The sequence below is a fragment of the Streptomyces sp. NBRC 110028 genome, from assembly GCF_001417735.1.
Classification (GTDB): Bacteria; Actinomycetota; Actinomycetes; order Streptomycetales; family Streptomycetaceae; genus Streptomyces.
Window position 1 is genome coordinate 241,310 of the sequence record NZ_BBUZ01000023.1, and the last position, 26,024, is coordinate 267,333.

The 26,024-nt window shown below is 72.6% G+C and carries 26 protein-coding genes; 12 read left to right on the forward strand and 14 right to left on the reverse strand.

What is annotated here, in order from left to right; all coding sequences use genetic code 11:
* Positions 1 to 42: 42 nt before the first annotated feature.
* The 4 genes from ASC60_RS06190 to ASC60_RS06205 form a co-directional block, all read right to left on the reverse strand.
* Positions 43 to 381, reverse strand: coding sequence for a DUF3817 domain-containing protein (locus ASC60_RS06190; RefSeq protein WP_055547616.1), 339 nt, complete (start codon positions 379 to 381; stop codon positions 43 to 45).
* 52 nt (positions 382 to 433) lie between these two features.
* Positions 434 to 943 carry a MarR family winged helix-turn-helix transcriptional regulator gene (locus tag ASC60_RS06195; protein WP_055547618.1) on the reverse strand — a complete coding sequence of 170 codons (510 nt, stop codon included), beginning with the start codon at positions 941 to 943 and terminating at the stop codon, positions 434 to 436.
* 337 nt (positions 944 to 1,280) lie between these two features.
* Positions 1,281 to 1,574, reverse strand: coding sequence for an MTH1187 family thiamine-binding protein (locus ASC60_RS06200; RefSeq protein ID WP_055547620.1), 294 nt, complete (start codon positions 1,572 to 1,574; stop codon positions 1,281 to 1,283).
* The gene (locus ASC60_RS06205) at positions 1,571 to 1,915 is read right to left on the reverse strand and encodes a DUF3817 domain-containing protein (RefSeq protein ID WP_055547622.1); all 345 of its coding nucleotides are present in this window, start codon (positions 1,913 to 1,915) and stop codon (positions 1,571 to 1,573) included. The genes ASC60_RS06200 and ASC60_RS06205 overlap by 4 nt, the downstream gene beginning before the upstream one ends.
* 136 nt (positions 1,916 to 2,051) lie before the next feature.
* On the opposite strand from ASC60_RS06205, the gene ASC60_RS06210 reads away from it, so the two are divergent.
* The 4 genes from ASC60_RS06210 to ASC60_RS06225 all read left to right on the forward strand — a co-directional run bounded on the left by ASC60_RS06210 (position 2,052) and on the right by ASC60_RS06225 (position 4,588).
* Complete coding sequence (locus ASC60_RS06210) at positions 2,052 to 2,690, forward strand: AIM24 family protein (RefSeq protein ID WP_079038215.1); 639 nt, start codon at positions 2,052 to 2,054, stop codon at positions 2,688 to 2,690.
* Complete coding sequence (locus tag ASC60_RS06215) at positions 2,690 to 3,340, forward strand: AIM24 family protein (protein WP_055547626.1); 651 nt, start codon at positions 2,690 to 2,692, stop codon at positions 3,338 to 3,340. The genes ASC60_RS06210 and ASC60_RS06215 overlap by 1 nt, the downstream gene beginning before the upstream one ends.
* Positions 3,337 to 4,017, forward strand: coding sequence for an AIM24 family protein (locus tag ASC60_RS06220; protein WP_055547628.1), 681 nt, complete (start codon positions 3,337 to 3,339; stop codon positions 4,015 to 4,017). Before ASC60_RS06215 ends, ASC60_RS06220 begins: the two co-directional genes overlap by 4 nt.
* A gap of 94 nt (positions 4,018 to 4,111) precedes the next feature.
* Complete coding sequence (locus ASC60_RS06225; protein WP_055547630.1) at positions 4,112 to 4,588, forward strand: MarR family winged helix-turn-helix transcriptional regulator; 477 nt, start codon at positions 4,112 to 4,114, stop codon at positions 4,586 to 4,588.
* On the opposite strand, the gene ASC60_RS06230 is transcribed toward ASC60_RS06225, so the two are convergent.
* The 4 genes from ASC60_RS06230 to ASC60_RS06245 all read right to left on the reverse strand — a co-directional run bounded on the left by ASC60_RS06230 (position 4,585) and on the right by ASC60_RS06245 (position 8,910).
* Complete coding sequence (locus tag ASC60_RS06230; protein WP_055547632.1) at positions 4,585 to 5,985, reverse strand: HAMP domain-containing sensor histidine kinase; 1,401 nt, start codon at positions 5,983 to 5,985, stop codon at positions 4,585 to 4,587. The genes ASC60_RS06225 and ASC60_RS06230 overlap by 4 nt on opposite strands.
* Positions 5,978 to 6,634 carry a response regulator transcription factor gene (locus ASC60_RS06235; RefSeq protein WP_055547634.1) on the reverse strand — a complete coding sequence of 219 codons (657 nt, stop codon included), beginning with the start codon at positions 6,632 to 6,634 and terminating at the stop codon, positions 5,978 to 5,980. The genes ASC60_RS06230 and ASC60_RS06235 overlap by 8 nt, the downstream gene beginning before the upstream one ends.
* Positions 6,635 to 6,696: 62 nt before the next feature.
* Positions 6,697 to 7,662 (reverse strand): methylmalonyl Co-A mutase-associated GTPase MeaB, encoded by a 966-nt coding sequence (gene meaB / locus ASC60_RS06240; protein WP_055547636.1) that lies wholly within the window; start codon positions 7,660 to 7,662, stop codon positions 6,697 to 6,699.
* 66 nt (positions 7,663 to 7,728) lie between these two features.
* Entirely contained in the window at positions 7,729 to 8,910 is a 1,182-nt protein-coding gene (locus ASC60_RS06245) for an acetyl-CoA C-acetyltransferase (protein ID WP_055547639.1), read from the reverse strand.
* A 155-nt stretch (positions 8,911 to 9,065) separates the two neighbouring features.
* Here ASC60_RS06245 and mce point away from each other — a divergent pair, with 155 nt between their 5' ends.
* The 6 genes from mce to ASC60_RS06275 all read left to right on the forward strand — a co-directional run bounded on the left by mce (position 9,066) and on the right by ASC60_RS06275 (position 18,237).
* Positions 9,066 to 9,506, forward strand: coding sequence for a methylmalonyl-CoA epimerase (gene mce / locus ASC60_RS06250; protein ID WP_055547641.1), 441 nt, complete (start codon positions 9,066 to 9,068; stop codon positions 9,504 to 9,506).
* Positions 9,507 to 9,758: 252 nt separating this feature from the next.
* Positions 9,759 to 13,760 carry a polarized growth protein Scy gene (gene scy / locus ASC60_RS06255; RefSeq protein ID WP_055547643.1) on the forward strand — a complete coding sequence of 1,334 codons (4,002 nt, stop codon included), beginning with the start codon at positions 9,759 to 9,761 and terminating at the stop codon, positions 13,758 to 13,760.
* A gap of 361 nt (positions 13,761 to 14,121) precedes the next feature.
* The gene (locus ASC60_RS06260) at positions 14,122 to 15,060 is read left to right on the forward strand and encodes a hypothetical protein (protein ID WP_055547645.1); all 939 of its coding nucleotides are present in this window, start codon (positions 14,122 to 14,124) and stop codon (positions 15,058 to 15,060) included.
* A gap of 115 nt (positions 15,061 to 15,175) precedes the next feature.
* Complete coding sequence (locus ASC60_RS06265) at positions 15,176 to 15,925, forward strand: hypothetical protein (RefSeq protein WP_055547647.1); 750 nt, start codon at positions 15,176 to 15,178, stop codon at positions 15,923 to 15,925.
* An 81-nt stretch (positions 15,926 to 16,006) separates the two neighbouring features.
* On the forward strand, positions 16,007 to 17,224 hold the full coding sequence (locus ASC60_RS06270) for an ABC transporter ATP-binding protein (RefSeq protein WP_055547649.1): 1,218 nt from the start codon (positions 16,007 to 16,009) through the stop codon (positions 17,222 to 17,224).
* The gene (locus ASC60_RS06275) at positions 17,221 to 18,237 is read left to right on the forward strand and encodes an ABC transporter permease (protein ID WP_079038216.1); all 1,017 of its coding nucleotides are present in this window, start codon (positions 17,221 to 17,223) and stop codon (positions 18,235 to 18,237) included. Before ASC60_RS06270 ends, ASC60_RS06275 begins: the two co-directional genes overlap by 4 nt.
* Positions 18,238 to 18,264: 27 nt before the next feature.
* Here the strand turns inward: ASC60_RS06275 and ASC60_RS06280 are convergent, their stop codons facing one another.
* Positions 18,265 to 18,582 (reverse strand): hypothetical protein, encoded by a 318-nt coding sequence (locus ASC60_RS06280; protein WP_055547651.1) that lies wholly within the window; start codon positions 18,580 to 18,582, stop codon positions 18,265 to 18,267.
* A 207-nt stretch (positions 18,583 to 18,789) separates the two neighbouring features.
* On the opposite strand from ASC60_RS06280, the gene ASC60_RS06285 reads away from it, so the two are divergent.
* Positions 18,790 to 19,821: an LLM class flavin-dependent oxidoreductase gene (locus tag ASC60_RS06285; protein WP_055547653.1), complete on the forward strand. Its 1,032-nt coding sequence runs from the start codon at positions 18,790 to 18,792 to the stop codon at positions 19,819 to 19,821.
* Between the two features lie 36 nt (positions 19,822 to 19,857).
* Here ASC60_RS06285 and ASC60_RS06290 read toward each other — a convergent pair whose 3' ends face one another.
* The gene (locus ASC60_RS06290) at positions 19,858 to 20,250 is read right to left on the reverse strand and encodes an SCO5389 family protein (RefSeq protein WP_055547655.1); all 393 of its coding nucleotides are present in this window, start codon (positions 20,248 to 20,250) and stop codon (positions 19,858 to 19,860) included.
* Between the two features lie 211 nt (positions 20,251 to 20,461).
* Here ASC60_RS06290 and nucS point away from each other — a divergent pair, with 211 nt between their 5' ends.
* A complete protein-coding gene (gene nucS, locus ASC60_RS06295; protein ID WP_039937600.1) occupies positions 20,462 to 21,124 on the forward strand; it encodes an endonuclease NucS in 663 nt (220 codons plus the stop codon).
* Between the two features lie 111 nt (positions 21,125 to 21,235).
* Here the strand turns inward: nucS and ASC60_RS06300 are convergent, their stop codons facing one another.
* The 4 genes from ASC60_RS06300 to ASC60_RS06315 all read right to left on the reverse strand — a co-directional run bounded on the left by ASC60_RS06300 (position 21,236) and on the right by ASC60_RS06315 (position 26,006).
* Positions 21,236 to 23,824: an ATP-binding protein gene (locus ASC60_RS06300; RefSeq protein WP_055547657.1), complete on the reverse strand. Its 2,589-nt coding sequence runs from the start codon at positions 23,822 to 23,824 to the stop codon at positions 21,236 to 21,238.
* Positions 23,825 to 23,951: 127 nt separating this feature from the next.
* Positions 23,952 to 24,275, reverse strand: a complete 324-nt coding sequence (locus ASC60_RS06305) for an STAS domain-containing protein (RefSeq protein ID WP_055547659.1) — start codon at positions 24,273 to 24,275, stop codon at positions 23,952 to 23,954.
* A gap of 158 nt (positions 24,276 to 24,433) precedes the next feature.
* Positions 24,434 to 25,282: a 3-hydroxyacyl-CoA dehydrogenase family protein gene (locus ASC60_RS06310; RefSeq protein ID WP_055547661.1), complete on the reverse strand. Its 849-nt coding sequence runs from the start codon at positions 25,280 to 25,282 to the stop codon at positions 24,434 to 24,436.
* Positions 25,283 to 25,364: 82 nt separating this feature from the next.
* Positions 25,365 to 26,006 (reverse strand): TetR/AcrR family transcriptional regulator, encoded by a 642-nt coding sequence (locus ASC60_RS06315; RefSeq protein WP_055547663.1) that lies wholly within the window; start codon positions 26,004 to 26,006, stop codon positions 25,365 to 25,367.
* Positions 26,007 to 26,024 lie beyond the last annotated feature (18 nt).

Below are 26,024 nucleotides of genomic sequence, written 5' to 3' on the forward strand. Positions count from 1 at the left end.
GACCGGGTGAGCGATCGGCCCGTTGTCACAGGTCAGAGCGGTTCAGGCCTTCGCGGTCTGCGGCGCGGCGCCGCTGACGAGCGGCTCCAGCTCGCGGGAGACCTTGCGCTCGACGAAGAACGCCGCGGTCGGGATGGTGCCCGCGAGCAGCACCCAGGCCAGCTTGCCGAACGGCCACTTCGCCTTGGAGCCCATGTCGAAGGCGAAGACCAGGTAGAGGACGTACAGCCAGCCGTGCGCGATGCCGACGACGCTGGTGAACCCGGCCGCGCCGTCCACGTCCAGCAGATACTTGGCGATCACGCCGAGCGTCAGCAGGATCAGCAGCACACCGGTGATGTAGGCCATGGTCCGGTAGCGGGTCAGGACGCTTCGTTTCATGCGGTTGAGCGTAACCGCCCGTTCCGGGGCGATCTTCGCCGCCCCCGACCCCTCACTCGCCTTCGAAGTCCTGGGCGGCGATCCGCAGCGGGCGCAGCATGCGGAAGATCTCCCCGCACTCCTCGGCGTCGTACACCCCGAGCCCGAAGTCCATCGCCATCAGGTCGCGGGTGGCCGACTCGACCACCTCGCGGCCCTGGTCGGTGATGGTGGCCAGGGTGCCGCGGCCGTCGGCCGGATTGGGGCGCTTGGCGACCAGACCCGACTTGACCAGGCGGTCCACCGTGTTGGTGACCGAGGTCGGATGCACCATCAGCCGCTCGCCGATCTTGGACATCGGCAGCTCACCGGATTTGGAGAAGGTGAGCAGCACCAGCGCCTCATAGCGCGCGAAGGTCAGTCCATAGGGCTTGACCACCGCGTCGACCTGGCCGAGCAGGATCTGCTGGGCCCGCATGATCGAGGTGATCGCGGCCATCGACGGCACGGACCCCCATCGCTGCTTCCAGCGCTCGTCGGCGCGGGCGATGGGGTCGAACGGAAGGCTGAGCGGCTTCGGCACGGTACCGACCCTACCGGCCGGTCATATCGCGGTCAGCCCGGTCTCACCCCTCGAACCGGGGGTCCTGCCCGCCCCAGCACACCGTGCGCCGCACCTCCAGCGCGGCCAGGAGCGAGCACAGCGCGCCGACGCCGCCCGCCGGCACGCCCACCGGCAACGTCAGCCGGCCCGACCGCGCGGCCCCGACAGGGCCCCCGCCGGCACCTCGCGGCGGTCGGCGAACAGCCGCCGGACGGCCGCGCGGCGACTCCCCGAGCAGCGCCCCGCCGCCGCCCCGGACCCTGAGGTTGTCGTCATGCCCTGCCCGCGCGGGCGGCCCGGCTCCAGAGGACCGGCGCTACGCCGAGAGGTAGCGCTCCACCGTGTCCACCTTCTGGTTGAGGCCGTCCGTCACGCCCTGGCGGATGTCGGCCTTCAGGACGACGGAGACGCGCGGGGCACGCGCCTCCACCGCCGCCACGGCGCGCTTGACCACGGCCATGACCTCGTCCCAGTCACCCTCGATCGAGGTGAACATCGCGTCCGTGCGGTTCGGCAGGCCCGACTCGCGGACCACCCGCACCGCGTCCGCGACGTACTCCCCCACGTCCTCACCGACGCCCAGCGGGGTCACCGAGAAGGCGACGATCATACGTTGACCACGCCCTCGCGGCGGGCCCGGGCCGCGATCACACCGGCCTCGGCCTCGCGCTTGAGCTTGCGCTCGGCGAAGAAGCCGCCGGTGGGCAGGACGGAGAGGACGAAGTAGAGCGCGGCGGTCTGCCAGCCCCACTTGGTCTTGTTCCAGGCGTCCGCCCAGAAGACCACGTAGAGGATGAAGAGGACGCCGTGCACCATGCCCATCACCGGCACCGCGTTGAAGTCCGTCGTGCGCTTGAGCACCGAGCAGACGAGCAGCAGCAGGAAGGACACGGCCTCGGGCGCGGAGACCAGGCGGAGCCGGCGCAGCGCGGTGGCGGTCTTGAAGTCCACGAGAGCACCTTCGCATGAGGAGACACGGACAACGGATCGGAACAGGCGCTTGTGAAGCCATGCACAAGCGCTCCTATTGTCGCAGCCTCACCCGCGATCATTTCTCCAGGGTGGCGGGACCGATACCGTCGGCTCCGTGGCTCACTTTCGGCTCCAGGGATCCAGGGTGCTCGCCGTCGACCTGACCGGCGACTCCGTGAAGGCGAAGAACGGCGCGATGGTCGCGTACGAGGGGGACATGACCTTCAAGAAGAGGACGGGCGGCGGTGAGGGGCTGCGCGGCATGGTGACGCGGCGGCTCACCGGCGAGCAGATGGAGGTCATGGAGGTGAAGGGGCACGGCACGTGCTACTTCGCCGACCGGGCGAGCGAGATCAACCTGGTGTCGCTGCACGGCGAGAAGCTGTACGTGGAGTCCGGGAACCTGCTGTGCACGGACGCGGCGCTGCGCACCGGCACCTCCTTCACCGGGCTGCGCGGCTCCGCCCAGGGGAACGGGCTGTTCACCACGACCGTGGAGGGCACCGGCCAGGCGGCGATCGTCTCGGACGGCACGGCGATCGTGCTGCGCGTCACCCCGCGGACCCCGCTCCAGGTCGACCCGGGCGCGTACGTCGCCCACACCGGCGACCTCCGGCAGCACTTCCAGTCGGGCGTGAACTTCCGCGCGCTGATAGGCGAGAGCGGGGGCGAGGCCTTCCAGATCCGCTTCGAGGGCGAGGGACTGGTGTACGTGCAGCCCAGCGAGCGCGACACGATCGGGGGCGAGGTCTGATGCCGTTCACCACGCTCACCTCCCGCATGGTGGAGGCCCAGGTGACGCCGGGGCAGACGCTGTTCAGCCAGCGCGGCGCGATGCTGGCGTACCGCGGCCAGGTGCGGTTCACCCCCAGCATCACCGGAGGCCAGGGCGGCGTGATGGGCATGATCGGGCGGCGGGTGGCCAACGAGGCGACGCCGCTGATGACCATAGAGGGCCAGGGCACCGTGATGTTCGGCCACGGCGGCCACCATGTGCACGTGATCGACCTGGCCGGCGACACGCTGTACGTGGAGTCGGACCGGCTGCTGGCGTTCGACGGCTCGCTGCGCCAGGGCACGATGTTCCTGGGGTCGCAGGGCGGGGTGATGGGCCTGGTGCGCGGCCAGGTGACCGGGCAGGGGCTGTTCACCACCACCCTGGAGGGGCGGGGTTCGGCGGCGGTGATGGCGCACGGCGGGGTGATCGAGCTGCCGATCCAGCCGGGCCGTCCGGTCCATGTCGATCCGCAGGCCTATGTAGCCCACCGGGGTGATGTTCGCAATAAGCTCTCGACGGCCCTCGGCTGGCGCGACATGGTGGGCCGCGGCTCGGGGGAGGCCTTCCAACTGGAGCTGTCCGGCACCGGCACGGTCTACGTCCAGGCATCGGAGGAGAAGCTTTGAACGGCCCCGTCATCCACGACGCGTACACGCTGCCCGCCGACGACAACGTCAATCCGTTCGCCTTCAGCGTGGAGCTGGACGGGCAGTGGTTCCTGCAGAAGGGGAAGATGGTCGCCTACTACGGGCAGATCGGCTTCCAGGGGATCGGGCTCGGCCGGCTCGACCGGCTCGTCGCGGGCAGCTTCCACTCGCCCCTGCACGCCGCCGAGTGGGTGGTGGCCGAGGGCAAGGGCAAGATGGTGCTCGCGGACCGCGCCTTCGACGTCAACTCCTATGACCTGGACGAGGGGAACCTGACCATCCGGTCGGGCAATCTGCTCGCCTTCCAGCCGTCGCTGGCGCTGAAGCAGTCGATCGTGCCGGGGTTCCTGACGCTCATCGGGACGGGGAAGTTCGTGGCGGCGTCCAACGGACCCGTGGTCTTCATGGAGCCGCCGATCCGGGTCGATCCGCAGGCGCTGGTGGGCTGGGCGGACTGCCCCACGCCCAACCACCACTACGACCACGAGTATCTGCGCGGGGTCATGGGCGGCATCCGGGCGCACACCGGACTCGGGGGCACATCGGGTGAGGAGCACCAGTTCGAGTTCGTGGGCGCCGGGACCGTGCTGCTGCAGTCCACGGAGGAGCTGATGGCGGAGATAGCCGTCGGCGAGACAGGGGGTACCGGTTCGTGAGCGCGAGGACGCGGAGTGTAACGTCGAACAGGTGACCTCTAGTCCGAGACATCCATTGGTTCGGAATTCAACTTCTATAGGTAGAATACATCCCATGGAGACCGAGAACGGCACGCACTGGCTCAGCGACGAGGAACAGCGCGCCTGGCGCACCCACCTGGACGTCAGCCGGCTGCTGACCTACCAGCTCGAACGGGACCTCCAGCCGTTCGGCCTGACCATGAACGACTACGAGATCCTGGTCAACCTCTCGGAGTCGGAAGAGCGCCGGATGCGGATGAGCGACCTCGCCTCCGCCACCCTGCAGTCCAAGAGCCGTCTCTCCCATCAGATCACCCGGATGGAGAACGCCGGGCTGGTCCGCCGCGAGAACTGCGAATCCGACCGGCGCGGGCTGTACGCCGTCCTCACCGAGCACGGCTGGGACACCATGCGCAAGGTCGCGCCCCATCATGTCGAATCGGTGCGCAAGCACTTCATCGACCTGCTCGCCCCGGCGGACCTGGAGTCGCTGTACGGGGCGCTGGTGCCCGTGGCCGACCATCTCCGCGCCGAGCGCGGCCGGGTCTAGACCGCCGGAGCCTCAGCCGCGAGCGGCAGCCGCACCTCGAACAGTGCGCCGCCGCCCGGCGCCTCACCCACGGTCAGCGTGCCGCCGTGCCGCAGCACCACGTCCCGCGCGATGGCGAGGCCGAGCCCGGCCCCGCCGTCGTCGCGGCTGCGGGCGTCGTCGAGCCGTACGAACCGCTCGAAGATCCGCTCCCGTTCGGCCTCCGGCACCCCGGCGCCGTCGTCGGCGACCGCGACCACGCCCTCGGCGCCGTCCGCCCGCACCGACACCCGCACCTCGCCGCGCGCGTGCCGCTGCGCGTTGTCGACCAGGTTGCCCAGCACCTGGGTGAGCTGCCCGCGCGAGCCCGTGGCGGCCACCTCCGCCAGGTCGGTGCGCACCGGCACCCGGTCCCCGGTCCGCTGCTCCACCGTCTGGCGCACCAGCGTGTCCAGGGCCACCCTGCCGTCCCCCCGGGGCCGCTCCCCCGCGTCCAGCCGGGCCAGCAGCAGCAGATCGGCCGCCAGCCGCTGGAGCCGCACCACGTCCTCGACCGCGCCCGGCAGATCCAGCAGTTCGGGGTGGGCCACACCCACCTCCAGCTGGGTACGGAGCGAGGCCACCGGGGAGCGCAGCTCGTGCGAGGCGTCGGCCACGAACGCCCGCTGCCGCTCCACCGACGCCTCCAGCGCGGTCAGCGTCTCGTTGGTCGTCCGGGCCAGCCGCGCCACCTCGTCGTGCGAGCCGGGCTCGGGCACCCGCCGGGACAGATCCGTGCTCGCCGTGATCGCGGCCATCTCCCGCCGGATCCCCTCCACCGGCCGCAGCGCGCGCCGCGTCACCAGCCAGGTCACGGCGGCCACCACGAGCAGCAGCAGCGGCAGCCCGATCAGCATCGCCCGCCCCACCGTGCCGACCGCGTCGCGCTGGGTGGCCAGCGGCGCGCCCGCGTAGACGGTGACGTCCCCGCCGTGCGGGTCGGTGGCCTCCACGGCCGCCCAGCGGTAGTCGGCGGTGGTGCCGTCGATCCGGGCGGAGCCGTCGGCGTACCGCACGTCCCCGTCGACCTCGCCCTCCTCGCGCTCGCTGTCCGGCGGCACGGACACCGCACGCACCGACGGGCTGCCCGTCCCCGTCACGGCCTGAAGATCCTCGCTGACCGCCCGCACCCGGTGCTCGTCGTCGACCACCTGCACCGGGGTGTCGTCGTCCAGGTCCAGGGCGCGGTAGCCGGTCCCTGCGGCTATCTTCGAGGCCACCCCGCGCGCCTCCACCTGGGCGTGCAGCCCGGCCTGGTCCGCCAGGTTGCCGCGCAGCACCTGGAGCACCGCGAGCCCCGCGGCCACCAGCGCCACGGCCACCACCACGGTCGCGCCGAGCGCGGCCCGCGCCCGTACCGAACCGAACGCCCTACGCACGGAGCCGGTACCCCGCTCCCCGCACGGTCTCGATGAACCCGGGCCCCAGCTTGCGGCGCAGCGTGCTCACATACACCTCGACGATGTTGGGGTCGCCGTCGTACGCGAAGTCCCAGACGTGCTCCAGGATGTCCGCCTTGGAGCAGACGTCCCCGCCGTTCGCCGCCAGGTGCTCCAGCACCGAGAACTCCTTGGCGGTCAGGGACACCTCGTCCCCGTCCCGCTCCACCCGGCGCGCGCCCCGGTCCACCGTGAGCGCCCCCACCCGCACCACGGGCGAGGCCCCGGCGCCGCGCCGCCGCAGCAGCGCCCGGATGCGGGCGACCAGCACGACATACGAGAACGGCTTGGTCAGATAGTCGTCGGCACCGGTGTCCAGGCCCTCCGCCTCGTCGTACTCGCCGTCCTTCGCCGTGAGCATCAGGATCGGCACCTCGCTCCCGGCCGCCCGCAGGGCGCCGCAGACGCGGTAGCCGTTCAGCCCCGGCAGCATGATGTCGAGGACGATCAGGTCGTACGTGCCCTCCTGGGCCCGGTGCAGCCCTTCCCGTCCGTCGTGCACCACATCCACCGCGAACCCCTCGGCCCGCAGTCCCTTGGCGAGCGACAGGGCGAGCCGCCGCTCGTCCTCCACGATCAGCAAACGCATGGGGTCAGCGTCGCAGAGCCCACCTGAAGGATTCTTCAGGTGGGCTCCGGGACGCGGCTTCGCTACGAGCCCTCGGTGACCCCCGCCACCAGCTCGTCCGCCGCCGCGTACGGGTCCAGCTCGCCCGCGACGACCCGCTCCGCCAGCACGCCCAGGCGGCGGTCGCCGTGCAGATCGCCGATCCGGGCCCGCAGCGCGGTCACCGCGATCGTCTCGACCTCGCCCGCCGCCCGCCGCATCCGGCGCTCGGCCAGCACCCCGTGCTCCTCCATCCAGGCCCGGTGCTTCTCCAGGGCCTGCACGACCTCGTCGGTGCCCTCGGCGCGCGCCGCCACGGTCTTCACGATCGGCGGCCGCCAGTCCCCCGCCGCCCGGGCCTCGCCCAGGCCCAGCATGTGGTTCAGCTCCCGGGCGGTGGCGTCGGCGCCCTCCCGGTCGGCCTTGTTGACCACGTACACATCGCCGATCTCCAGGATCCCGGCCTTGGCCGCCTGGATGCCGTCGCCCATGCCCGGGGCGAGCAGCACCATCGTCGTGTCGGCCTGGGCGGCGATCTCCACCTCCGACTGGCCGACGCCGACCGTCTCCACGATGACCACCTCGCATCCGGCCACGTCCAGCACCCGGATGGCCTGCGGGGCGGCCCAGGCGAGGCCGCCCAGATGGCCGCGGGTGGCCATGGAGCGGATGTAGACGCCGGGGTCCGAGGCGTGCTCGGACATCCGGATCCGGTCACCGAGGAGCGCGCCGCCCGAGAACGGCGAGGAGGGGTCGACCGCGAGCACCCCGACCCGTTTGCCCGCCCTCCGGTACGCCGAGACGAGCGCGGAGGTCGACGTGGACTTGCCGACCCCCGGCGAACCGGTCACCCCGACCACGTACGCGCCCTGCGCCAGCGGCGCCAGCGCGGCCATCACCTCGCGCAGCCGGGGTGAGTCGCCCTCGATCAGCGAGATGAGCCGGGCGACCGCGCGCGGCCGCCCCCGCCGGGCCTGCTCCACCAGCGTGGGCACATCAGCGTCAGCCATGGATGCCGCGCTCCTCATCACTCGTACGGACAACAATCACTCGTACGGAAGAACCGCACGGGCCGGTTATGCCCCCGGGACGCGGACGATCAGCGCGTCGCCCTGGCCGCCCCCGCCGCACAGCGCCGCCGCCCCGACGCCGCCGCCGCGCCTCCGCAGCTCCAGGGCCAGGTGCAGCACGATGCGGGCGCCGGACATGCCGATGGGGTGGCCGAGGGCGATCGCGCCGCCGTTCACGTTCACCTTTTCGGGGGAAACGCCCAGGTCCTTCATCGACTGCACGGCGACCGCGGCGAAGGCCTCGTTGATCTCGATCAGGTCAAGATCGTCGACCGTCAGCCCCTCCTTGCCCAGCGCGTGCGCGATCGCGTTGGACGGCTGGGACTGCAGCGAGTTGTCCGGCCCGGCCACATTGCCGTGGGCGCCGATCTCGGCGATCCACTCCAGGCCCAGCGCCTCGGCCTTGGCCCGGCTCATGACGACGACGGCGGCCGCCCCGTCCGAGATCTGCGAGGACGACCCGGCCGTGATCGTCCCGTTCCCGCCGCCCGCGAAGGCCGGGCGCAGCTTGGCCAGGGACTCCACGGTGGTCTCGCCGCGGATGCCCTCGTCCTTGGCGAAGACGACCGGGTCGCCCTTGCGTTGCGGGATCTCGACCGGGGTGATCTCGGCGTCGAACAGGCCGTTCTTCTGGGCGGCGGCGGCGCGCTGGTGGGAGCGGGCGGCGACCTCGTCCTGCTCGGGGCGGCCGATGCCGAGCCGGGTGTTGTGCGCCTCGGTGGACTCGCCCATGGCGACGTTCTCGAAGGCGTCGGTCAGGCCGTCGTGGGCCATGGCGTCGAGCATCTGGATCGCGCCGTACTTGTGGCCGTCGCGGGAGCCCGGCAGCAGATGCGGCGCGTTGGTCATGGACTCCTGGCCGCCGGCCACCACGATGTCGAACTCCCCGGCCCGGATCAGCTGGTCGGCCAGCGCGATCGCGTCCAGTCCGGACAGGCACACCTTGTTGACGGTGAGGGCGGGCACGCTCATCGGGATACCGGCCTTGACGGCCGCCTGACGTGCGGGGATCTGCCCGGCACCGGCCTGCAGCACCTGCCCCATGATCACGTACTGCACCTGATCGCCGGTGACCCCGGCCCGCTCCAGCGCGGCCTTGATCGCGAAGCCGCCCAGGTCGGCACCGGAGAACGAGCGGAGGCTGCCGAGGAGGCGGCCCATGGGGGTACGGGCTCCCGCCACAATCACTGAGGTCGTACGAGTCATGGTGCGTTCCTCCACGAGGAGAAGGAAGTTAACGAGGGTTATCGTCAATGTACTGACGAGTACCCGCCCGGTCACCGCCCCATCGGTGTGATCGCGCGCACGTTGCGTAACCGGCCGTGCAGCGGTGCACTAAGCCCATGCTGACGAGAATCGACCACATCGGGATCGCCTGCTTCGACCTGGACAAGACCGTCGAGTTCTACCGTGCCACGTACGGCTTCGAGGTGTTCCACACCGAGGTCAACGAGGAGCAGGGGGTCCGCGAGGCCATGCTCAAGATCAACGAGACCTCGGACGGCGGGGCCTCGTACCTCCAGCTGCTGGAACCGACCCGGGAGGACTCCGCGGTCGGCAAGTGGCTGGCGAAGAACGGTGAGGGCGTCCATCACATCGCGTTCGGCACCGCCGACGTCGACGCCGACTCCGAGGCCATCCGCGGCAAGGGGGTCCGGGTGCTGTACGAACAGCCCCGACGTGGGTCGATGGACTCGCGCATCACCTTCCTCCACCCCAAGGACTGCCACGGGGTGCTGACCGAACTCGTGACCGCGGCGACACCCGGTGAAGCGGACCACTGAAGCGGACCACTGACCTACCCCTTCCCCGGCCGGTAGAGTGCAGGCTCGGCCGGGGTACGGGAATCGAAAGGGATCGGGGCCCGGCCCGGGCTGAGCCGATGATCTGACACCATTTCTTCGGAAGGGCCAGCTCCGGTCCGCCCGGCACGCATCACGCCGGGTCGGGGCCGCGAGGGACCGCAAGGGACTGCCAGGAACCGCGCGGTACGGAGCCGGCCGCCAACGCGACCAGGGGACGGATGGGACCGCGCAGTGCGGGGCTACGACCGCTACGAGCCTGACGATCACCTCTCGAAGTTCGAGGCCGAGATGGAGCGGCTGAAGAACGAGCGGGAGAAGGCCGTCCAGCACGCCGACGACCTCGGCTACCAAGTCGAGGTGCTGCGCGCCAAGCTGCACGAGGCGCGGCGCGCGCTGGCGAGCCGTCCTGCCTACGACAGCGCCAACCTCGGCTACCAGGCAGAGCAGTTGCTGCGGGACGCCCAGCTCCAGGCGGAGCAGGTGCGCGCCGACGCCGAGCGCGAGCTGCGGCAGACCCGTGCCCAGACCCAGCGGCTGCTCCAGGAGCAGGCCGAGCAGCAGGCCCGGCTCGAAGCCGAGCTGCACGCCGAGGCGGTGGCCCGCCGTCAGCGCCTGGACCAGGAGCTGGCCGAGCGCCGCGCCACCGTCGAGTCGCACGTCAACGAGAACGTCGCCTGGGCCGAGCAGCTGCGCGCCCGCACCGAGGCACAGGCCCGCCGGCTGCTGGAGGAGTCCCGGGCCGAGGCCGAGCAGGCGCTCGCCGCCGCCCGCGCCGAGGCGCAGCGCCTCGCCGACCAGGCCAGGGACCGGCTGGGCTCCGAGGCGGAGACGGCCCGCGCCGAGGCCGAGGCGATCCTGCGCCGGGCCCGTACCGAGGCCGAGCGGCTGCTGAACAAGGCGGGGGCGCAGGCCCAGGAGGCCACCGAGCACGCCGAGCAGCTGCGCACCTCCACCGCCCAGGAGTCGGACCAGGCCCGCCGGCACGCCGCCGAGCAGACCCGCGCCGCGGAGGCGCGGATGCTGGAGGCCGAGACGGCGCTGCGCGCGGCGCGCGCCGAGGCCGAGAAGGTGCTCGGCGAGGCGAAGGACGCGGCGGCCAAGCGGCTTTCGGCCACGGAATCGGACAATGAGCAGCGCGCCCGCACCGCCAAGGCAGAGGTCGCCCGGCTGGTCGGCGAGGCCACCAAGGAGGCCGAGGCGATCCGCGCCGAGGCCGAGCAGCTGCGGGACGACGCCCGCGCCGAGGCGGAGCGGCTGATCTCCGAGGCCGGTGAGGACGCCCGGGCCCGGGTCGCCGAGGACTCGGCGGCGCAGCTGGCCAAGGCGGCGCGCAGCGCCGAGGAGGTGCTGTCCCGCGCCTCGGAGAAGGCGCAGGCCACCACCAAGGCGGCGGCCGAGGAAGCGGAGCGGATCCGGCGCGAGGCCGAGGCGGAGGCCGACCGGCTGCGCTCGGAGGCGCACGACACCGCCAACCAGCTCAAGGGCGCGGCGAAGGACGACACCAAGGAGTACCGCGCCAAGACCGCCGAGCTGCAGGAGGAGGCGCGCCGGCTGCGCGGCGAGGCCGAGCAGCAGCGGTCGGAGGCGATCGCCGAGGGCGAGCGGATCCGGGCCGAGGCGCGCCGCGAGGCGGTCGAGCAGATCGAGGAGGCGGCCAGCACCGCCGAGGAGCTGCTGACGAAGGCCAAGCAGGACGCGGAGGAGACGCGTTCGGGCGCGACCAACGAGAGCGAGCGGGTCCGCACCGAGGCCATCGAGCGGGCGAACGCGCTGCGCCGGCAGGCGGATGAGCTGCTGAAGCGGGCCCGCGGCGAGGCCGAGGAGCTGGTGACCTCGGCCGAGGAGCAGGCCGAGCGGGTCAAGGAGGAGGCGGCCCGGACCGCCGAGGAGCTGCGCGAGGAGGCCGAGCAGGCGGCCGAGGCGCGGCGCAGCGAGGCCGAGGCCGAGCTGACCCGGCGGCACGAGGAGGCGGAAGCCCGGTTCAGCTCCGCCGAGCAGGAGCTGAACGACGCGCGGACCGAGGCCGAGCGGCTGCGCCGGGAGACCACCGAGGACATCGAGCGGCAGCGCTCGGAGTCCGCGGAGCGGCTGGAGGCCCTGCGTCAGCAGGCCGAGGAGGAGGCCGACCGGCTGCGCGACGAGGCCGCCGCCGACGCGTCCAACGCGCGCGCCGAGGGCGAGTCGGTGGCGGTGCGGCTGCGGAGCGAGGCCGCCGCGGAGGCCGAGCGGCTGCGGAGCGAGGCGCAGGAGACCGCGGACCGGGTGCGGGCGGAGGCGGCGAGCGCGGCCGAGCGGATCGGCGCCGAGGCCGCCGAGGTCCTGGCCGCCTCCCAGGAGGAGGCGGCGCGCCGCCGCCGCGAGGCCGAGGAGCTGCTGGGCGACGCCCGCGAGGAGGCGCAGCGGGAGCGTACGGCGGCGCGCGAGCAGGGCGAGGAGCTGCTGGCGGCGGCCCGGACCCGGGTGAGCGAGGCGCAGGCCGAGGCGCAGCGGCTGGTCGAGGAGGCCGAACGGCACGCGGCGGACCTGGTGTCGGCCGCCGAGCAGCACGCGCAGTCCGTACGGGACTCCGTCGCGGGGCTGCACGAGCAGGCCGAGTCGGAGATCACCGGGCTGCGGCAGGCCGCCGAGCACGCGGCGGAGCGCACCCGGCACGACGCGCAGGAGGAGGCCGACCGGGTCCGCGCGGACGCGTACGCGGAGCGGGAGCGCGCCTCGGTCGACGCCTCACGGGTGCGGCGGGCCGCGCACGAGGAGTCGGAGGCCGCCAAGGCGCTCGCGGAGCGTACGGTCGGGGAGGCGATCGCCGAGGCGGAGCAGCTGGGCGCGCGCTCCCGCGACGAGGCCAACCGGCGCCGCTCGGAGGCCGCGGAGCAGGCGGACCGGCTGCTGGCCGAGGCGAACCACGAGGCCGAGCGGCTGCGCGCCGAGGCCGACGCGACGCTGGACGAGGCCCGCAGGAGCGCCAACAAGAGCCGCGCGGAGGCCGCCGAGCAGGCCGACACGCTGATCAGCGGCGCCACGGAGGAGGCGCAGCGGATCGTCGCCGAGGCCACGGCGCGGTCGCAGGCGCTGCGGACGGAGGCGTCGGACGCGCGGGCGACCGCCGAGCAGGACGCGGCGCGCACCCGGGCGCAGGCCCGCAGCGACGCCAACAACATCCGCGCGGAGGCGGCGGCCCAGGCCGACCGGCTGGTCACCGAGACGTCGAACGAGGCGGACCGGCTGCTCGCGGAGTCCACCGCCGAGGCCGAGCGGCTGCGCGCCGAGGCCGCGGAGACGGTCAGCTCGGCGCAGCAGCACGCGGCGCGCACCCGCGCCGAGGCCGAGCGGGTCGCCGCGGAGGCGGCGGCCGAGGCGGAGCGCATCCGCACCGAGGCGCAGAACGAGTCCGACCGGCTGGTCGACAAGGCCCGCGAGGACGCCAACAAGCGCCGCTCCGACGCGGCCGAGCAGGCGGACCGGCTGGTCACCGAGTCCGCGGCGGAGGCCGAGCGGCTCACCGCCGAGGCCCAGGAGTCCGCGCTGCAGGCGACGGCCGCGGCCGAGGAGCAGGCGGATGTGATGGTGGGCGCGGCCCGCCAGGAGGCCGAGCGGCTGGTCTCGGAGGCCACCGCGCGGGCCAACGGTCTGGTGGAGAAGGCCCGTACGGACTCCGACACCATGCTGGCCGAGGCCCGCGGCGACGCCACCGCCATCCGGGAGCGCGCCGAGGAGCTGCGGGCGACGACCGCGGCCGAGGTGGAGGAGCTGCACGAGCGGGCCCGCCGGGAGTCGGCGGAGCAGATGAAGGCGACGGGCGAGCGGGTCGACAAGCTCGTCGCGGCGGCGACCGCGCAGCTGATGAAGGCCGAGGAGAAGGCGAAGACGCTGGTCTCGGAGGCGGAGACCGAGGCGAGCCGGGTGCGGATCCAGGCCGTGAAGAAGGCCGAGGGACTGCTGAAGGAAGCCGAGCAGAAGCGGATCGAGGCCGAGAAGGACGCCGAGCGCACCAAGTCCGAGGCGACGGCGGAGGCGAAGGAGATCGTCGACGAGGGCAAGCGCGAGCTGGAGCTGCTCAAGCGCCGCCGCGAGGACATCAACGCCGAAATCACCCGTGTCCAGGACGTCCTGGAGGCGTTGGAGTCTTTCGAGACCCCCGCGTCGGGCGGCGCGGGCGGCAAGGACAATGGCGGAGTCAAGACGGCGGCGGGAGCGGGAGCGACGCGGTCGAGTGGAAAGCGGTCCGATGGGTAGGGGAACACGGTCCGACGGATAGGTCCTGTCCGGCGGATCTTCGCGGATCAGCCCGCGGCGTCTGGTGCGGTGGATCGCAAGGCGGAGGGTCGTCCTCGTACCGGGTCGTACTCGGACGACGCGACAACGCAGCGAGGTGCCGTGCCAGGCGTCGCGGGCCCGCGAAGATCCGCCGGACAGGGCCTGGCTGCACCGGGCGTGTCGTGTCCGTATCATCCCGACGAGTGACAAGGTCTCCGTCTTACGTCCACTCAAAAGGCTGGACATTCTCCAGATCAAACGGACGTTGACTCGATGACACGCCGTTCGGCCCCCTAGGATTTGCTCTATCACCTCACCGGTCTCTTTCGACAGGAACCCCATGAGCGACACTTCCTCCCCCTTCGGCTTCGAGCTCGTGCGGCGTGGGTACGACCGCGGTCAGGTGGACGACCGCATTACCAAGCTCATCGCCGACCGCGACAGCGCGCTGTCCCGCATCACCTCGCTCGAGAAGCGCATCGAGGAGCTGCACCTCGAGACGCAGAACGCGCAGGCCCAGATCAATGACGCGGAGCCGTCCTACGCGGGCCTCGGCGCCCGGGTCGAGAAGATCCTCCGCCTCGCCGAGGAAGAGGCGAAGGACCTGCGCGAGGAGGCCCGCCGGGCCGCCGAACAGCACCGTGAGCTGGCCGAGTCCTCCGCCCAGCAGGTCCGCAACGACGCCGAGGCGTTCGCCGCCGACCGCAAGGCCAAGGCCGAGGACGAGGGCGCGCGGATCGTCGAGAAGGCGAAGGGCGAAGCCACCACGCTGCGTCAGGAGGCTCAGAAGGACGCCCAGTCCAAGCGCGAGGAGGCGGACTCCCTCTTCGAGGAGACCCGCGCCAAGGCCGCGCAGGCCGCCGCCGACTTCGAGACCAACCTGGCCAAGCGCCGGGAGCAGTCCGAGCGCGACCTGGCCTCCCGTCAGGCCAAGGCCGAGAAGCGGCTCGCGGAGATCGAGCACCGCGCCGAGCAGCTGCGCCTGGAGGCCGAGAAGCTGCGCACCGACGCCGAGCGCCGCGCCCGCCAGACGGTGGAGACCGCGCAGCGCCAGGCCGAGGACATCGTGGCCGACGCGAACGCCAAGGCGGACCGCATCCGCAGCGAGTCCGAGCGCGAGCTGGCGGCGCTGACCAACCGCCGCGACAGCATCAACGCCCAGCTGACCAACGTCCGCGAGATGCTGGCCACGCTGACCGGCGCCGCGGTGGCCGCGGCCGGGAGCCCGGGCGAGGAGGAGGCCGTCTCCCGCGGCGTCCCTGCCCAGCAGACCCGGTGACGCTCGGTCACGACTTAGCGCTTCGTGCCCCGCGCCGCCGACAGTAGCGGCGCGGGGCACACGCGTGTCCGGGCGCCCCGCCCCCTCGGGCGTGGCTCGCGTTAGCCTCAGAAGCGTGGACGACCTCAGCCTCGCCGCGCTCGGCTTCGGCGACGTGCCCGCCGAGGCACCGCTCAGCTATCCCGGGCGGCCCGTCACCACGCCGACGCTGCTCACCGGCGGCCGGCTGCACCCCCTCGACCCGGCGCTCCTGGCCCGGTACCGGCACCGGCATCCCGTCATCGCGGTCGGGTCCAATGCCTCGCCCGCCCAACTGCACCACAAGCTCAGCCGGCCCGGACGCCCCGCCACCGTGCCCATGGTGCCGGTCCGGGTGCACGGGATCATGGTCGGCTGCTCGGCGCACATCGCCCGGTACGGGTACGTCGCCTCCGCGCCGTACGGCGAGCCGGGCGCCCGCTCGCCCCTCGTCGTCAGCTGGCTCGACGACGCTCAGCTGGCCGTCGTGGACCGCACCGAGGTGCCCAACTACCGGCGGGTCCGGCTGCCCGGGGCGGACTTCCCCATGGTGCTGCCGTCCGGGGAGCGGCTGGACGCGGCGTATCTCTACGTCAGCACGCACGGCGTCCTCACCGCGCCCGGCTACGGCGGGCGGCCCCTGCCGGGCGGCGGCGACCAGGGCGCGCTGCTGACCCGGCTGCTCGCCTCCTCCGCGCGGCTGCGGGGCCTCCTCGGCCCCGATCCCGCCGCCTGGATCGGCCGGGCGGGCGCGGACGCGGCGGTGCGGACGGCGGGCACCCGGGTGTTCCACGACGAGGGCTGGGCCCGGCCACAGGATCACGATCCGCTCTCAACCCTGCCGTGACGGGAACCGCCAGGTGGCCGATAGGCTCCTAAGCCTCACGGGGGGCGAGGCGCCCCGACCCATTCGCACGAGGGGCGGAGCATGATCGAGGCAGTCGGCCTGACGAAACGCTATGGCGACAAGACGGCCGTGTACAACCTGTCGTTCCAGGTGCGGCCCGGCGCCGTCACCGGCTTCCTGGGTCCGAACGGCTCCGGCAAGTCGACCACGATGCGCATGATCCTCGGACTCGACGAGCCCACCGCGGGACACGTCACGGTCGGCGGCTACCCCTTCCGCAAGCTGCCCAACGCCCCGCGCCAGGTCGGCGCGCTCCTCGACGCCAAGGCCGTGCACGGCGGCCGCAGCGCCCGCCAGCACCTGCTGTGCCTCGCCCAGCTGTCCGGCATCCCGGCCCGCCGGGTGGACGAGGTGCTGGGCGTGGTCGGCCTGCAGAACGTCGCCCGCAAGCGCTCCAAGGGCTTCTCGCTCGGCATGGGCCAGCGCCTGGGCATCGCGGCCGCGCTGCTCGGCGACCCGCAGGTGCTGCTCTTCGACGAGCCGGTCAACGGTCTGGACCCCGAGGGCATCCTGTGGGTCCGCAACCTCATGAAGCAGCTGGCCTCCGAGGGCCGCACGGTCTTCGTCTCCAGCCACCTCATGAGCGAGATGGCGCTCACCGCCGACCAGCTGATCGTGATCGGCCGCGGTCAGCTGCTGGCGGACATGAGCGTCAAGGACTTCATCTCGTACAACTCCGCGGACTTCGCCCGGGTCCGCACCCCCGACGGCGAACCGCAGCAGCGCGAGAAGCTGACCGCCGCGCTGAGCGAGGCCGGGGGCCAGGTGCTGCCGGAGCAGGACGGCGCCCTGCGGGTGACCGGGCTGCCGCTGCCGCGCATCAGCGACCTGGCGCACTCGGCGGACGTCCGGCTGTGGGAGCTGTCCCCGCACCAGGCGTCGCTGGAGGAGGCGTACATGCGGATGACGCAGGGCGCCGTGGACTACCGCTCGACGGCCGACCAGCGGGCCGGGCTGCAGCAGCCGCCCGCCGGCTACGGCCCGCAGGGCGGGGCGTACGGCTACGCGCCGGGCGCGCCGGGCGTTCCGGGGCAGCCGCCCGGGCCGTACCCGCCCGGGACCGTGATGCCGGGGTACGCCGAACCGCCCGCCCCGGCGCAGGGCGCCGCCCCGGGCCAGGGCGCGGCCCCGGCGCCGCCCGCCGCCGCGCCCGCGCAGCCGCCGGCCGCTCCCCCGGTCCAGCCGCCCGCCTCCGCACCCGCCGACCTGACCAAGCGTGACAACGAGGACGCCCGATGACGACGCCGTACCAGCAGCAGGGCCAGGCGCCCGTCCCGCCGCAGACTCCGCCCCAGACTCCGCCCCAGGCACCGCCGCAGCAGCCGTACGCGCAGACGCCGCAGCAACCGCAGCAGGCACCACAGCAGGCACCGCAGCCACCGCAGCACCAGGCGCCGCACATCCCGCCGGGGTACGTCTCGCCGCCTCCCGGCGCGCCCGCGCAGCCGTACGCCGCCGTGGGCACCTACACCTCGCCGATCCCGATCCAGCGCACCCACCTCGGGAACGCCCTCGCCTCCGAGTGGACCAAGATCAAGTCGGTGCGCTCGACGATCTGGACGCTGAGCGTCATGGCCGCGCTGGTCGTCGGGATCGGCTTCCTGACGTCGGCGAGCACCGACGACAGCGACTACACCAGCGCGCCCACCACCCTCCCCGGGTTCTTCGGCGCCCTGCTCGGCCAGCTGTGCATCGTCACCCTCGGCGTGCTGGTGATCTCGTCCGAGTACGGCACCGGCATGATCCGCACGACCTTCACCGCCTCCCCGGCCCGCGCCCGGGTGCTGACCGCCAAGGCGCTGGTCTTCTTCGCGCTCTCGTTCGTCACCACGACCCTCTCGCTCGCCCTCGTGGCCTTCATCAGCTCCGGGATGCACAGCGGTCCGGGCGTCACGGATCCGACCAACGACCAGCTGATCGGCGCGACCCTCGGCGTCGGGCTGTATGTCTCCCTGCTGGGGCTGCTCTCGCTCGCCGTCGGCAGCATGCTGCGGCACTCGGCCGGTGCGATCACCACGATGCTGGGTGTGGTGCTGCTCCCGTCGATCCTCCCGGCGTTCCTGATGATGTCGCCGAGCCTTGCGGAGCTGGGCACGCAGATGCAGAAGTACTCCTCGCCCTTCGCGCTGGCCGCGCTCTTCCAGATCGATGACTCGGTGGGCTCGGGCTGGTCGCAGCTGGGCGTGCTGGGTGGCGTCACCGCGGCGGCCTTCGTCGGGGCGTTCGTGCTGCTGGAGAAGCGCGACGGGTAGCGACGACGGCGCGCGGCCGCCGCGGGCTCAGTACCGCGGGGCGTTACGGGACCGCTGGAGCTTGGCGCTCCGGCGGTCCCGCGCGTTCCAGCAGGCCTTGTGCCAGTGGCGCCGGTCGTCCACGCCCATGTGCCGCTGCCAGGCCACCACATGCGGCACCCCGGGCGGGATCTCCTGGTCGCATCCGGGGCAGCGGTAGTGCTTGGCGGCGGCCCCGCCGCCCACCATCCGCACCACCCACTCCTCGCCCTGCCAGCTCTCGGTGCGCTCCAACCCGTAACGGTCCGTGCCCAAGCGGTCAACGGACTTCTCGCCACCTCGGGGACGGTTTCGGCGTGGAGACACGGGGCACCTCGACAGGGCTGGGAGCTACTGACTGTGACCAGCGTACGCGCTACGGTCACGCACCCGGTAAGTCGTCATCCACAGCCACCCTCAGATCATCATGAAAGATACGTGCCAGACCGTGCCCTTGGCACGTGTCAGACGTTAATGCCAGTGAGGGGGATGCCCACGTCGGCGATGGAGCCACGACAAGGGAGGCAGCAGGCGATGCGTGTGGGGGCTTTCATTCTGGCCGCTCAATTTCCCGGCCAAGGACAGGAGGAGGCGCTGCACCGGGCGGTCCGCTCGGCCGAACTGTCCGAGGCCGCCGGGCTCGACGCGGTCTGGCTCGCCGAGCACCACTTCGTGCCGTACGGCGTCTGCCCGTCCGCCGTCACCCTCGCCGCGCTCCTGCTGGGACGTACCCGGCGCATAGGCGTCGGTACTGCGGTGAGCGTACTTCCGACCGCGCATCCCGTCGCGCTGGGTGAGCAAGCGGCACTGCTGCATCTCAGCTCCGGTGGCCGCTTCACCCTCGGCGTCGGGCGCGGTGGCCCCTGGGTGGACCTGGAGGTCTTCGGCGCCGGGCTGGGGGCCTACGAGCACGGCTACCCCGAAGCGCTCGACCTGCTGCTGCGCTGGCTGCGGGAGCCCCGGGTGGGGGCGGACGGGGAACGCTTCGCGTTCCGCGAGGTCCCGGTCGTACCGCGCCCGGACGACCCGGGCCGGACCGGCGTCCCGCCCGTGATCATGGCGTGCACCTCGCCGGGCAGTGTGCGGCTGGCCGCCGAGCGCGGGCTGCCCATGCTGCTCGGCATGCACTGCGGGGACGAGGAGAAGGCCGAGGCGGTCGGTCTGTGGAAGAAGTCCGCGCTGGCCGCGGGCCGTTCCCCCGAGGAGGTCGCGGCGGTGGCGGCGGAGCACGTCTCGGCCGGGGTGGTGCAGATCGAGGACGCGCGCCCGGCGGCCGTTGAGACCCTGACCAAGGCGATGCCGGGATGGTTACGGCAGGGGCTGGGCGCCCATGTCACCGTCGACGGCCGGGAGCGCCGGATGCGCGACCCCGTCGGCTACGCGGAGCTGCTGTGCGAGCTGCACCCGGTGGGCCCGCCCCGGCTGTGCGCCGACCGGCTGGCGGCGACCGCGGAGCGCACCGGCATCACGCGCTTCGCGCTGATGGTGGAGGGGTCGGGCGATCTGGCGGCCACGGAGCAGAACGTACGGCGTCTCGGTGGTGAAGTGCTGCCGCTCCTGCTCTGACACACCTCCCCCTGGTGGAGCGGCAGCGACATCGCGTCAGCAGTCGCGCAGCGTGGGCGACTGGTTCAGCAGCTGGCCCCGGATCGAGGTGAAGCGGGCCAGGCGGTCGTCGGACGACGCGTCGAGCGGGAAGACCGCCACCCGATGGCAGTTCTGGAAGGCGAGCCGCACCCCGAAGTGGCGCTGCAGCGCGCCACGTATCGCGTCACTCGCCAGCGCGCGGAGCAGCTGCCCGCGGGCCTGCTCGTCCGGCGGCGGCGTCTGGTTGTCGGCGAACTCCCCGCCGTCGACCTTCAGCTGGGCCACCAGAGAGCTGATCATCTCCCATGCGTACGGTAGGGAGTTCCGGACGCAGTCGACGAATGCGGCTTCGTCGACCTCGCCTCGCTCGGCCTGTTCCAGAAGGGCCGGTGAGACGTCGAGCGACATGGGTTCTCCTCTCGCGACCCCGAACACGGGGTCTCAGGGATGGGATGGGCGGACGGCGACGCAGCGTACCCGTCCGGCGACCGCCCGCTTCAAAGGTATTCCGGCCTCTGTGCCCGCACCACCAGAATGGGCACACAACCAGCCAATGCTGAACGGGTCCATCGCCGGACGAATCGCGTGGAGCCTTCGTGGTCGAGTAGCGTTGCGGACCATGCGTCTCGTCATCGCCCGGTGCTCCGTGGACTACGCCGGCCGCCTCACCGCCCACCTTCCCTCGGCACCCCGCCTGATCCTCGTCAAGGCCGACGGCAGTGTGTCCATTCACGCGGACGACAGGGCCTACAAACCCCTCAACTGGATGTCTCCGCCGTGCACACTGAAGGAAGGCGATGACAATGTGTGGACGGTCGTGAACAAGGCGGGCGAGAAGCTCATCATCACCATGGAGGACGTTCTCCATGATTCCTCGCATGAACTCGGGGTGGACCCCGGGTTGATCAAGGACGGCGTGGAAGCCCATCTGCAGGAGCTGCTCGCCGATCGGATCGAGACACTGGGCGATGGCTGGACGCTTATTCGGCGTGAATACCCCACTGCCATTGGCCCCGTGGACATTCTCTGCCGTGACGCGGACGGCACGACGGTGGCCGTCGAGATCAAGCGACGGGGTGAGATCGACGGCGTCGAGCAGCTCACGCGCTATCTCGAACTGCTCAACCGGGATCCGCACCTGGCCCCGGTGAAGGGCGTCTTCGCCGCCCAGGAGATCAAACCGCAGGCCCGTGTCCTCGCCACCGACCGTGGCATCGGGTGCGCCGTCCTCGACTACGACGCGCTGCGCGGCATCGAGGACGACAAGCTCCGCCTCTTCTGACCCCCCGGCCCACCCATTCCGGCCACGGTGGCCGATCACGCCCCGGCCGATTCGCTGCGCCTGTCCCCCACCGGACCCCCGTACGCCCCGAGGGCGTACGGGGGTCCGGCCTTACGCCGTGGTGCTCGATGCGGTCGTGGTGGACGTCGACTGGCTCGGGAGCGGGCCGCCGGCCGTGTTCGACGTGGTGTTGGTCGGCGACGTCGTCGGGGTGTCCGTCGGGGTGTGGGGCGGCGGCGTCGTGGGGGATGTGGAGGGGTCCGTCGGGGTGTGCGTCGGCTCCTGCGTGGGTTCTTGCGTCCTCGGCGGCGACGTCGGCGCCGACGGGCTCTGGGGCTGCGTCGGCTCACCGCTCGTGGACGGATCCGTCGGCCCACTCGTCCCGCTCGGGGTTCCGCTGCTCGTCGGTACCGAAGACGGCGACGACAGCGGCACATTGCTCGGCCCCGGCTGGGGCGCCCCCTGGCTGTGGGCGTTCGACGGCTCGTCGGCCGTCAGGTCCTTGTCGTCGTCCTGCCGCGAGGCCGACTCACGCGGCTTGACCCGGTCGGGCGCGTCCTTGTCGTCATCGCCGCCGAAGGCACCCAGAGCGGCGACGGTGCCGAGGACGGCCACCAGCAGCGCACCGGCGCCCGCCGCGACCAGGTTGCGCCGGGCGCCGGTCAGCGCGAGGGCTCGTAGCCCCTTCTTCTTGGCGGGCGGTGCCGCGAGCGTCGTGGTGGCGGCGGCAACCGGGGGTATCTTCGTGGTCTCGGCCACCACCGGGGTGACGACCGTGGTGGCGTTCTCCCCCGGAGCCGGGGCCGGCTCCGGTTCCGCTGCCGGCTCCGGTGCCGCTGCCGACTCCAGTGCCTCCGGACGGGTCCACGCGACGCCCGGGCCGAACGCACCGGCCATCGCCGCGCCCGTACGGTCGCTCACCAGCGCCAGCGCCCTGCGCCCCGCGACCATGCCGCGCTTGTCGGCGAGGGCGCCGCGCAGCCCGATGGACGCCTCCAGCTCGGCGCGGGCCCGGTCGAGGTTGCCGGTGCACAGGGCGAGGACGCCCAGCTCGTGGTGGAAGTACGCCTCGTCGGCGACCTGTCCGGCCAGCCGCGCGGCCTCCTGGCCGTGGCGTACGGCGCGTTCCCAGGCGCCCCAGTGCAACGCCGCCGCGAAGGCGGGGGCGGCGGCCCGGGCCAGCTCCACGGCGGCGTCGGCGTGACCGGCTTCCCGGTCGGAGACCAGGGCGGCCATCGCGGCGAGTATCGCGTCCGCCTCGACGGCGACCCGCTCGGGGGCCACCGAGGGGTGACCGGCCCACCAGGTGTAGTGATGGGCCACGGTGTGCGCCCGCCCGGCGGACTCGGCCGCGTCGCCCGCGTACCCCTCCGCCGCGAGCTGGGCGGCCACCCCGGCCGCCAGCCGGTAGTGCGGGCCGACGGTGGTGGCCAGGCCGTGGGCGAGGAGTTCGCCGAGGGCGGCGTCCGCGTGCGGGTCGTCGGTGAGGGCGGGCAGATGGGCCTGGTGCGGGCATTCGCCGCCGAGCGCGACCGCGAACCGCAGCGCGTCGCGGGCCGCCTCGCCCAGCCCCGCGGCGAGCAGCGCGGCCGGGGCGGCGGCTTCGGGGATCGAGGGCAGCGGGGCCGCGTCCTGCGGCTCGGCGTCAGCCTCAGCGGCGGCGGCACCCCCCGCCGTGTCCGCCACCGCCGCCTCGCGCTGCCGCAGCAACGCCCCCGCCTGTACGAACCGCAGCGGCAGCCCCTCCGACTCGAACCACAGGTCCGCCGCCCAGCTCGCCTCGTCCTCCTCCAACGGGCGCCGCAGGGCCCGCTCCAGCAGCTCCAGACCGGCGGTGCGGCTGAGCCCCGGGAGGGAGACCTCTTCGAGGTGCGAATCGGCGGACGGGGCCGGGACGTCCGGCGTGGCGGAGATCAGGAAGGCGCATTCCGGCGTCGCGTCGAGGAATTCGTCGAGCGCCGCGCCGCCGAACTCGATGTCGTCGAGGACGACGACCGCGCCGATCTCCTGCACCGCCTCCAGCAGTTCCGCCCGTTCGGGCCGGTGGAGCGGGGCGCGGTAGACGGCGGCGTACAGGTCGTACAGCAGGTCGGTGGGGGTGCGTCGATAGCCGGAGAGCCGTACGACGCCGTCGGGCGCCAGGCGTTCGCAGTCCGCGGCGACGGCCTCCAGCAGCACGCTGCGCCCGGCGCCGGAGGGTCCGGTGACCCGTACGGAGCGGCCGCGGGCCAGCAACCGGGCCAGCCGCTCGCGCTCCTCGTCCCGCTCCAGCATCGGCAGGTCGGGCACCACCGTGCCGGACGGCCGGGGCGGGGCCGCGGCGCGGCGCAGCTCGGCGCGCTGGTCGGGGGTGTGCCGCTCGGGCCGGGCGGGCCGGGCGGACCGCTCGGCGGGCGGGCAGGGCTCCACCTCGCTGCCGTCGACGGGGTTGACGGTCAGCAGATGGTCGCCGGCGACGATGCGTACGGTACGGACCGGCCCGGGGTCGGCGGTGCCCTCCGCCCCCCGCAGGACGGCCGAAGCACCGCCCCGGGCGGGCCGCCGGGCGGGCAGGCCCGACCGCGCGTCCGCGCCCGGCTGCTGCTGCGGCGCGGCGGCGGCCTCCGCGTCCCGCGGCTGCTGCGGCGCGGCGGCGTCCGCGGAACGCGGGCTCGGGTCGTCGTGGCCGTGCTCATGCGGTGCGCGGTTGTGCTGCTCCATGGCCCTGTGCCCCCCAGATGCGTGGCGCGCCGGTGTGTGCCGCCGTAGGGATGATGTCCGGCGAGTACCGGACAAGACCTCGTCACAGTATCCACCGGGCCCGGAACGCCCCGCGCCACCCCGGGATTCAGACGCGGGGCAGGCTCTCCGCCTCGAGGCCGCCCTCGATGGCCAGGATGCGGTGCAGCCGGGTGGCCACCAGCAGCCGCTGCATCTGGGGCGGCACCCCGCGCAGGACGAGCCGGCGGCCCGCCCGGCCCGCCCTCCGGTGCGCCCCCATGATCACGCCGAGCCCGGTGGCGTCCCAGGAGTCCAGCTCGGTCAGGTCGAGTACGAGATCCCCGCCGCCGGAGTCAACGGCGGTGTGCAGGGCCGTACGGGCGTCCGCCGCGCTCCGGACGTCCAGGCGGCCCCCGACGACCAGCTCGGCGTGGTCGCCCCTGATGTGCATATGCGCTCCCCTGGATGGTGCGTCGTCGTGTCGTCAATGCGCCATTTCTCTCTACAGAACTGACTGCCTCTCACCCGAGGAAGTTGCCGTCTGTAGGCGAACCGATACCGAATTCACCCGAGAGGGTGAGTTACGGGCCTGGCGCCGCACCAGGGCCCTCAGTAGCGGTAAAAGCCCCCACCGCTCTTGCGGCCGATGTCACCCGCGTCGACCATCCGGCGCATGATCTCCGGTGGCGCGAACTTCTCGTCCTGGGACTCGGTGTAGATGTTGTCGGTGGCGTGCAGCAGGATGTCCACGCCGGTGAGGTCGGCCGTCGCGAGGGGTCCCATCGCGTGACCGAAGCCCAGCTTGCACGCGATGTCGATGTCCTCGGCCGTGGCGACCCCGGACTCGTACAGCTTGGCGGCCTCGACCACGAGTGCCGAGATCAGGCGCGTGGTGACGAAGCCCGCGACATCGCGGTTGACGACAATACAGGTCTTGCCCACGCCCTCCGCGAACTCCCGTGCCGCGGCGAGCGTTTCGTCGCTCGTCTTGTAGCCGCGCACCAGTTCGCACAGCTGCATCATCGGGACCGGCGAGAAGAAGTGGGTGCCGACGACCCGCTCCGGGCACTCCGTCGCGGAGGCGATCTTGGTGATCGGGATGGCGGAGGTGTTGGACGCCAGGATGGTGTCGTCCTTGACCAGGCCGTCGAGGGTGCGGAAGATCTCCCGCTTGACCTCGATCTTCTCGAAGACGGCCTCCACCACGACATCCGCGTCGGCGGCGGCGTCGAGGTCGGTCGTGGTGGTGATGCGGGCCAGTGCCCGTTCGGCGTCCCCGGCGTCCAGCTTGCCCTTGGAGACGAACTTCTCGTACGAGGCGCGGATGCCGTCGGTGCCGCGGCGCAGCGCCTCATCGGTCACATCGCGCAGTACGACGTCCCAGCCCGCCTGGGCGGAGACCTGCGCGATCCCGGACCCCATGAGTCCGGCTCCGATGACCGCGAGCTTCTTGGCCACGACACACACCCCTTCGTCGACGTTCGGTGTGCGTGGACCTTAACGCCCGTTCACCCCTTCGGGCACCCCTTGGTAAGGCGCGTCACGGTGTGTTCTTCACCGCATAGTTGAGCACCGTGTCGCTGAGAAGCGACTCCATGACGTCGACCGCCCGCAGGGCGTCCTCGGCGACCTCGTCGGTCCCGCCGCCTTCCGCGAGGGCGCGGATGATGGAGCGCTGAACGGCGTTCTGGAGTCCGACGAGTTGGTGGGCGATGAACTCGGGGGTCGGGTCCTGCGGCGCGGCGGCCGCCTCCTCGCGCAGGGTCACTCCGAGATGGCCGACCGTCTTCCCCTGCATGGTGAAGAGCCTGGCCATGAGCGTCGGCGAGTCCACCATGACCTGACGGAACCGCTCGTAGCCCTCGCTCAGCCCGACATAGGGCTGGCGCTCGCGGATGTCCTGGCGCAGCTGCTCCAGCAGCGCCCGCGCCGCCGACTGGCCGACCGCGCGCTCCCGTACGAGGCGGGAGGGGCGGTCGACGACCTCGTCCTCGCGGTCGACGAAGAGGTCTTCCTTGGTCGGGAAATAGTTGTAGACCGTGTTGACCGAGACCTCGGCCGCCTCGGCGATCTCCGCGATCGTGACCGCGTCGAAGCCGCGCTCCATGAACAGCCCGGTCGCCACGTCCGAGATGTACTGCCTGGTCTGCCGTTTCTTCCGCTCCCTGAGCCCTTCCGCCATGCCCTCATCCTAGCTTCG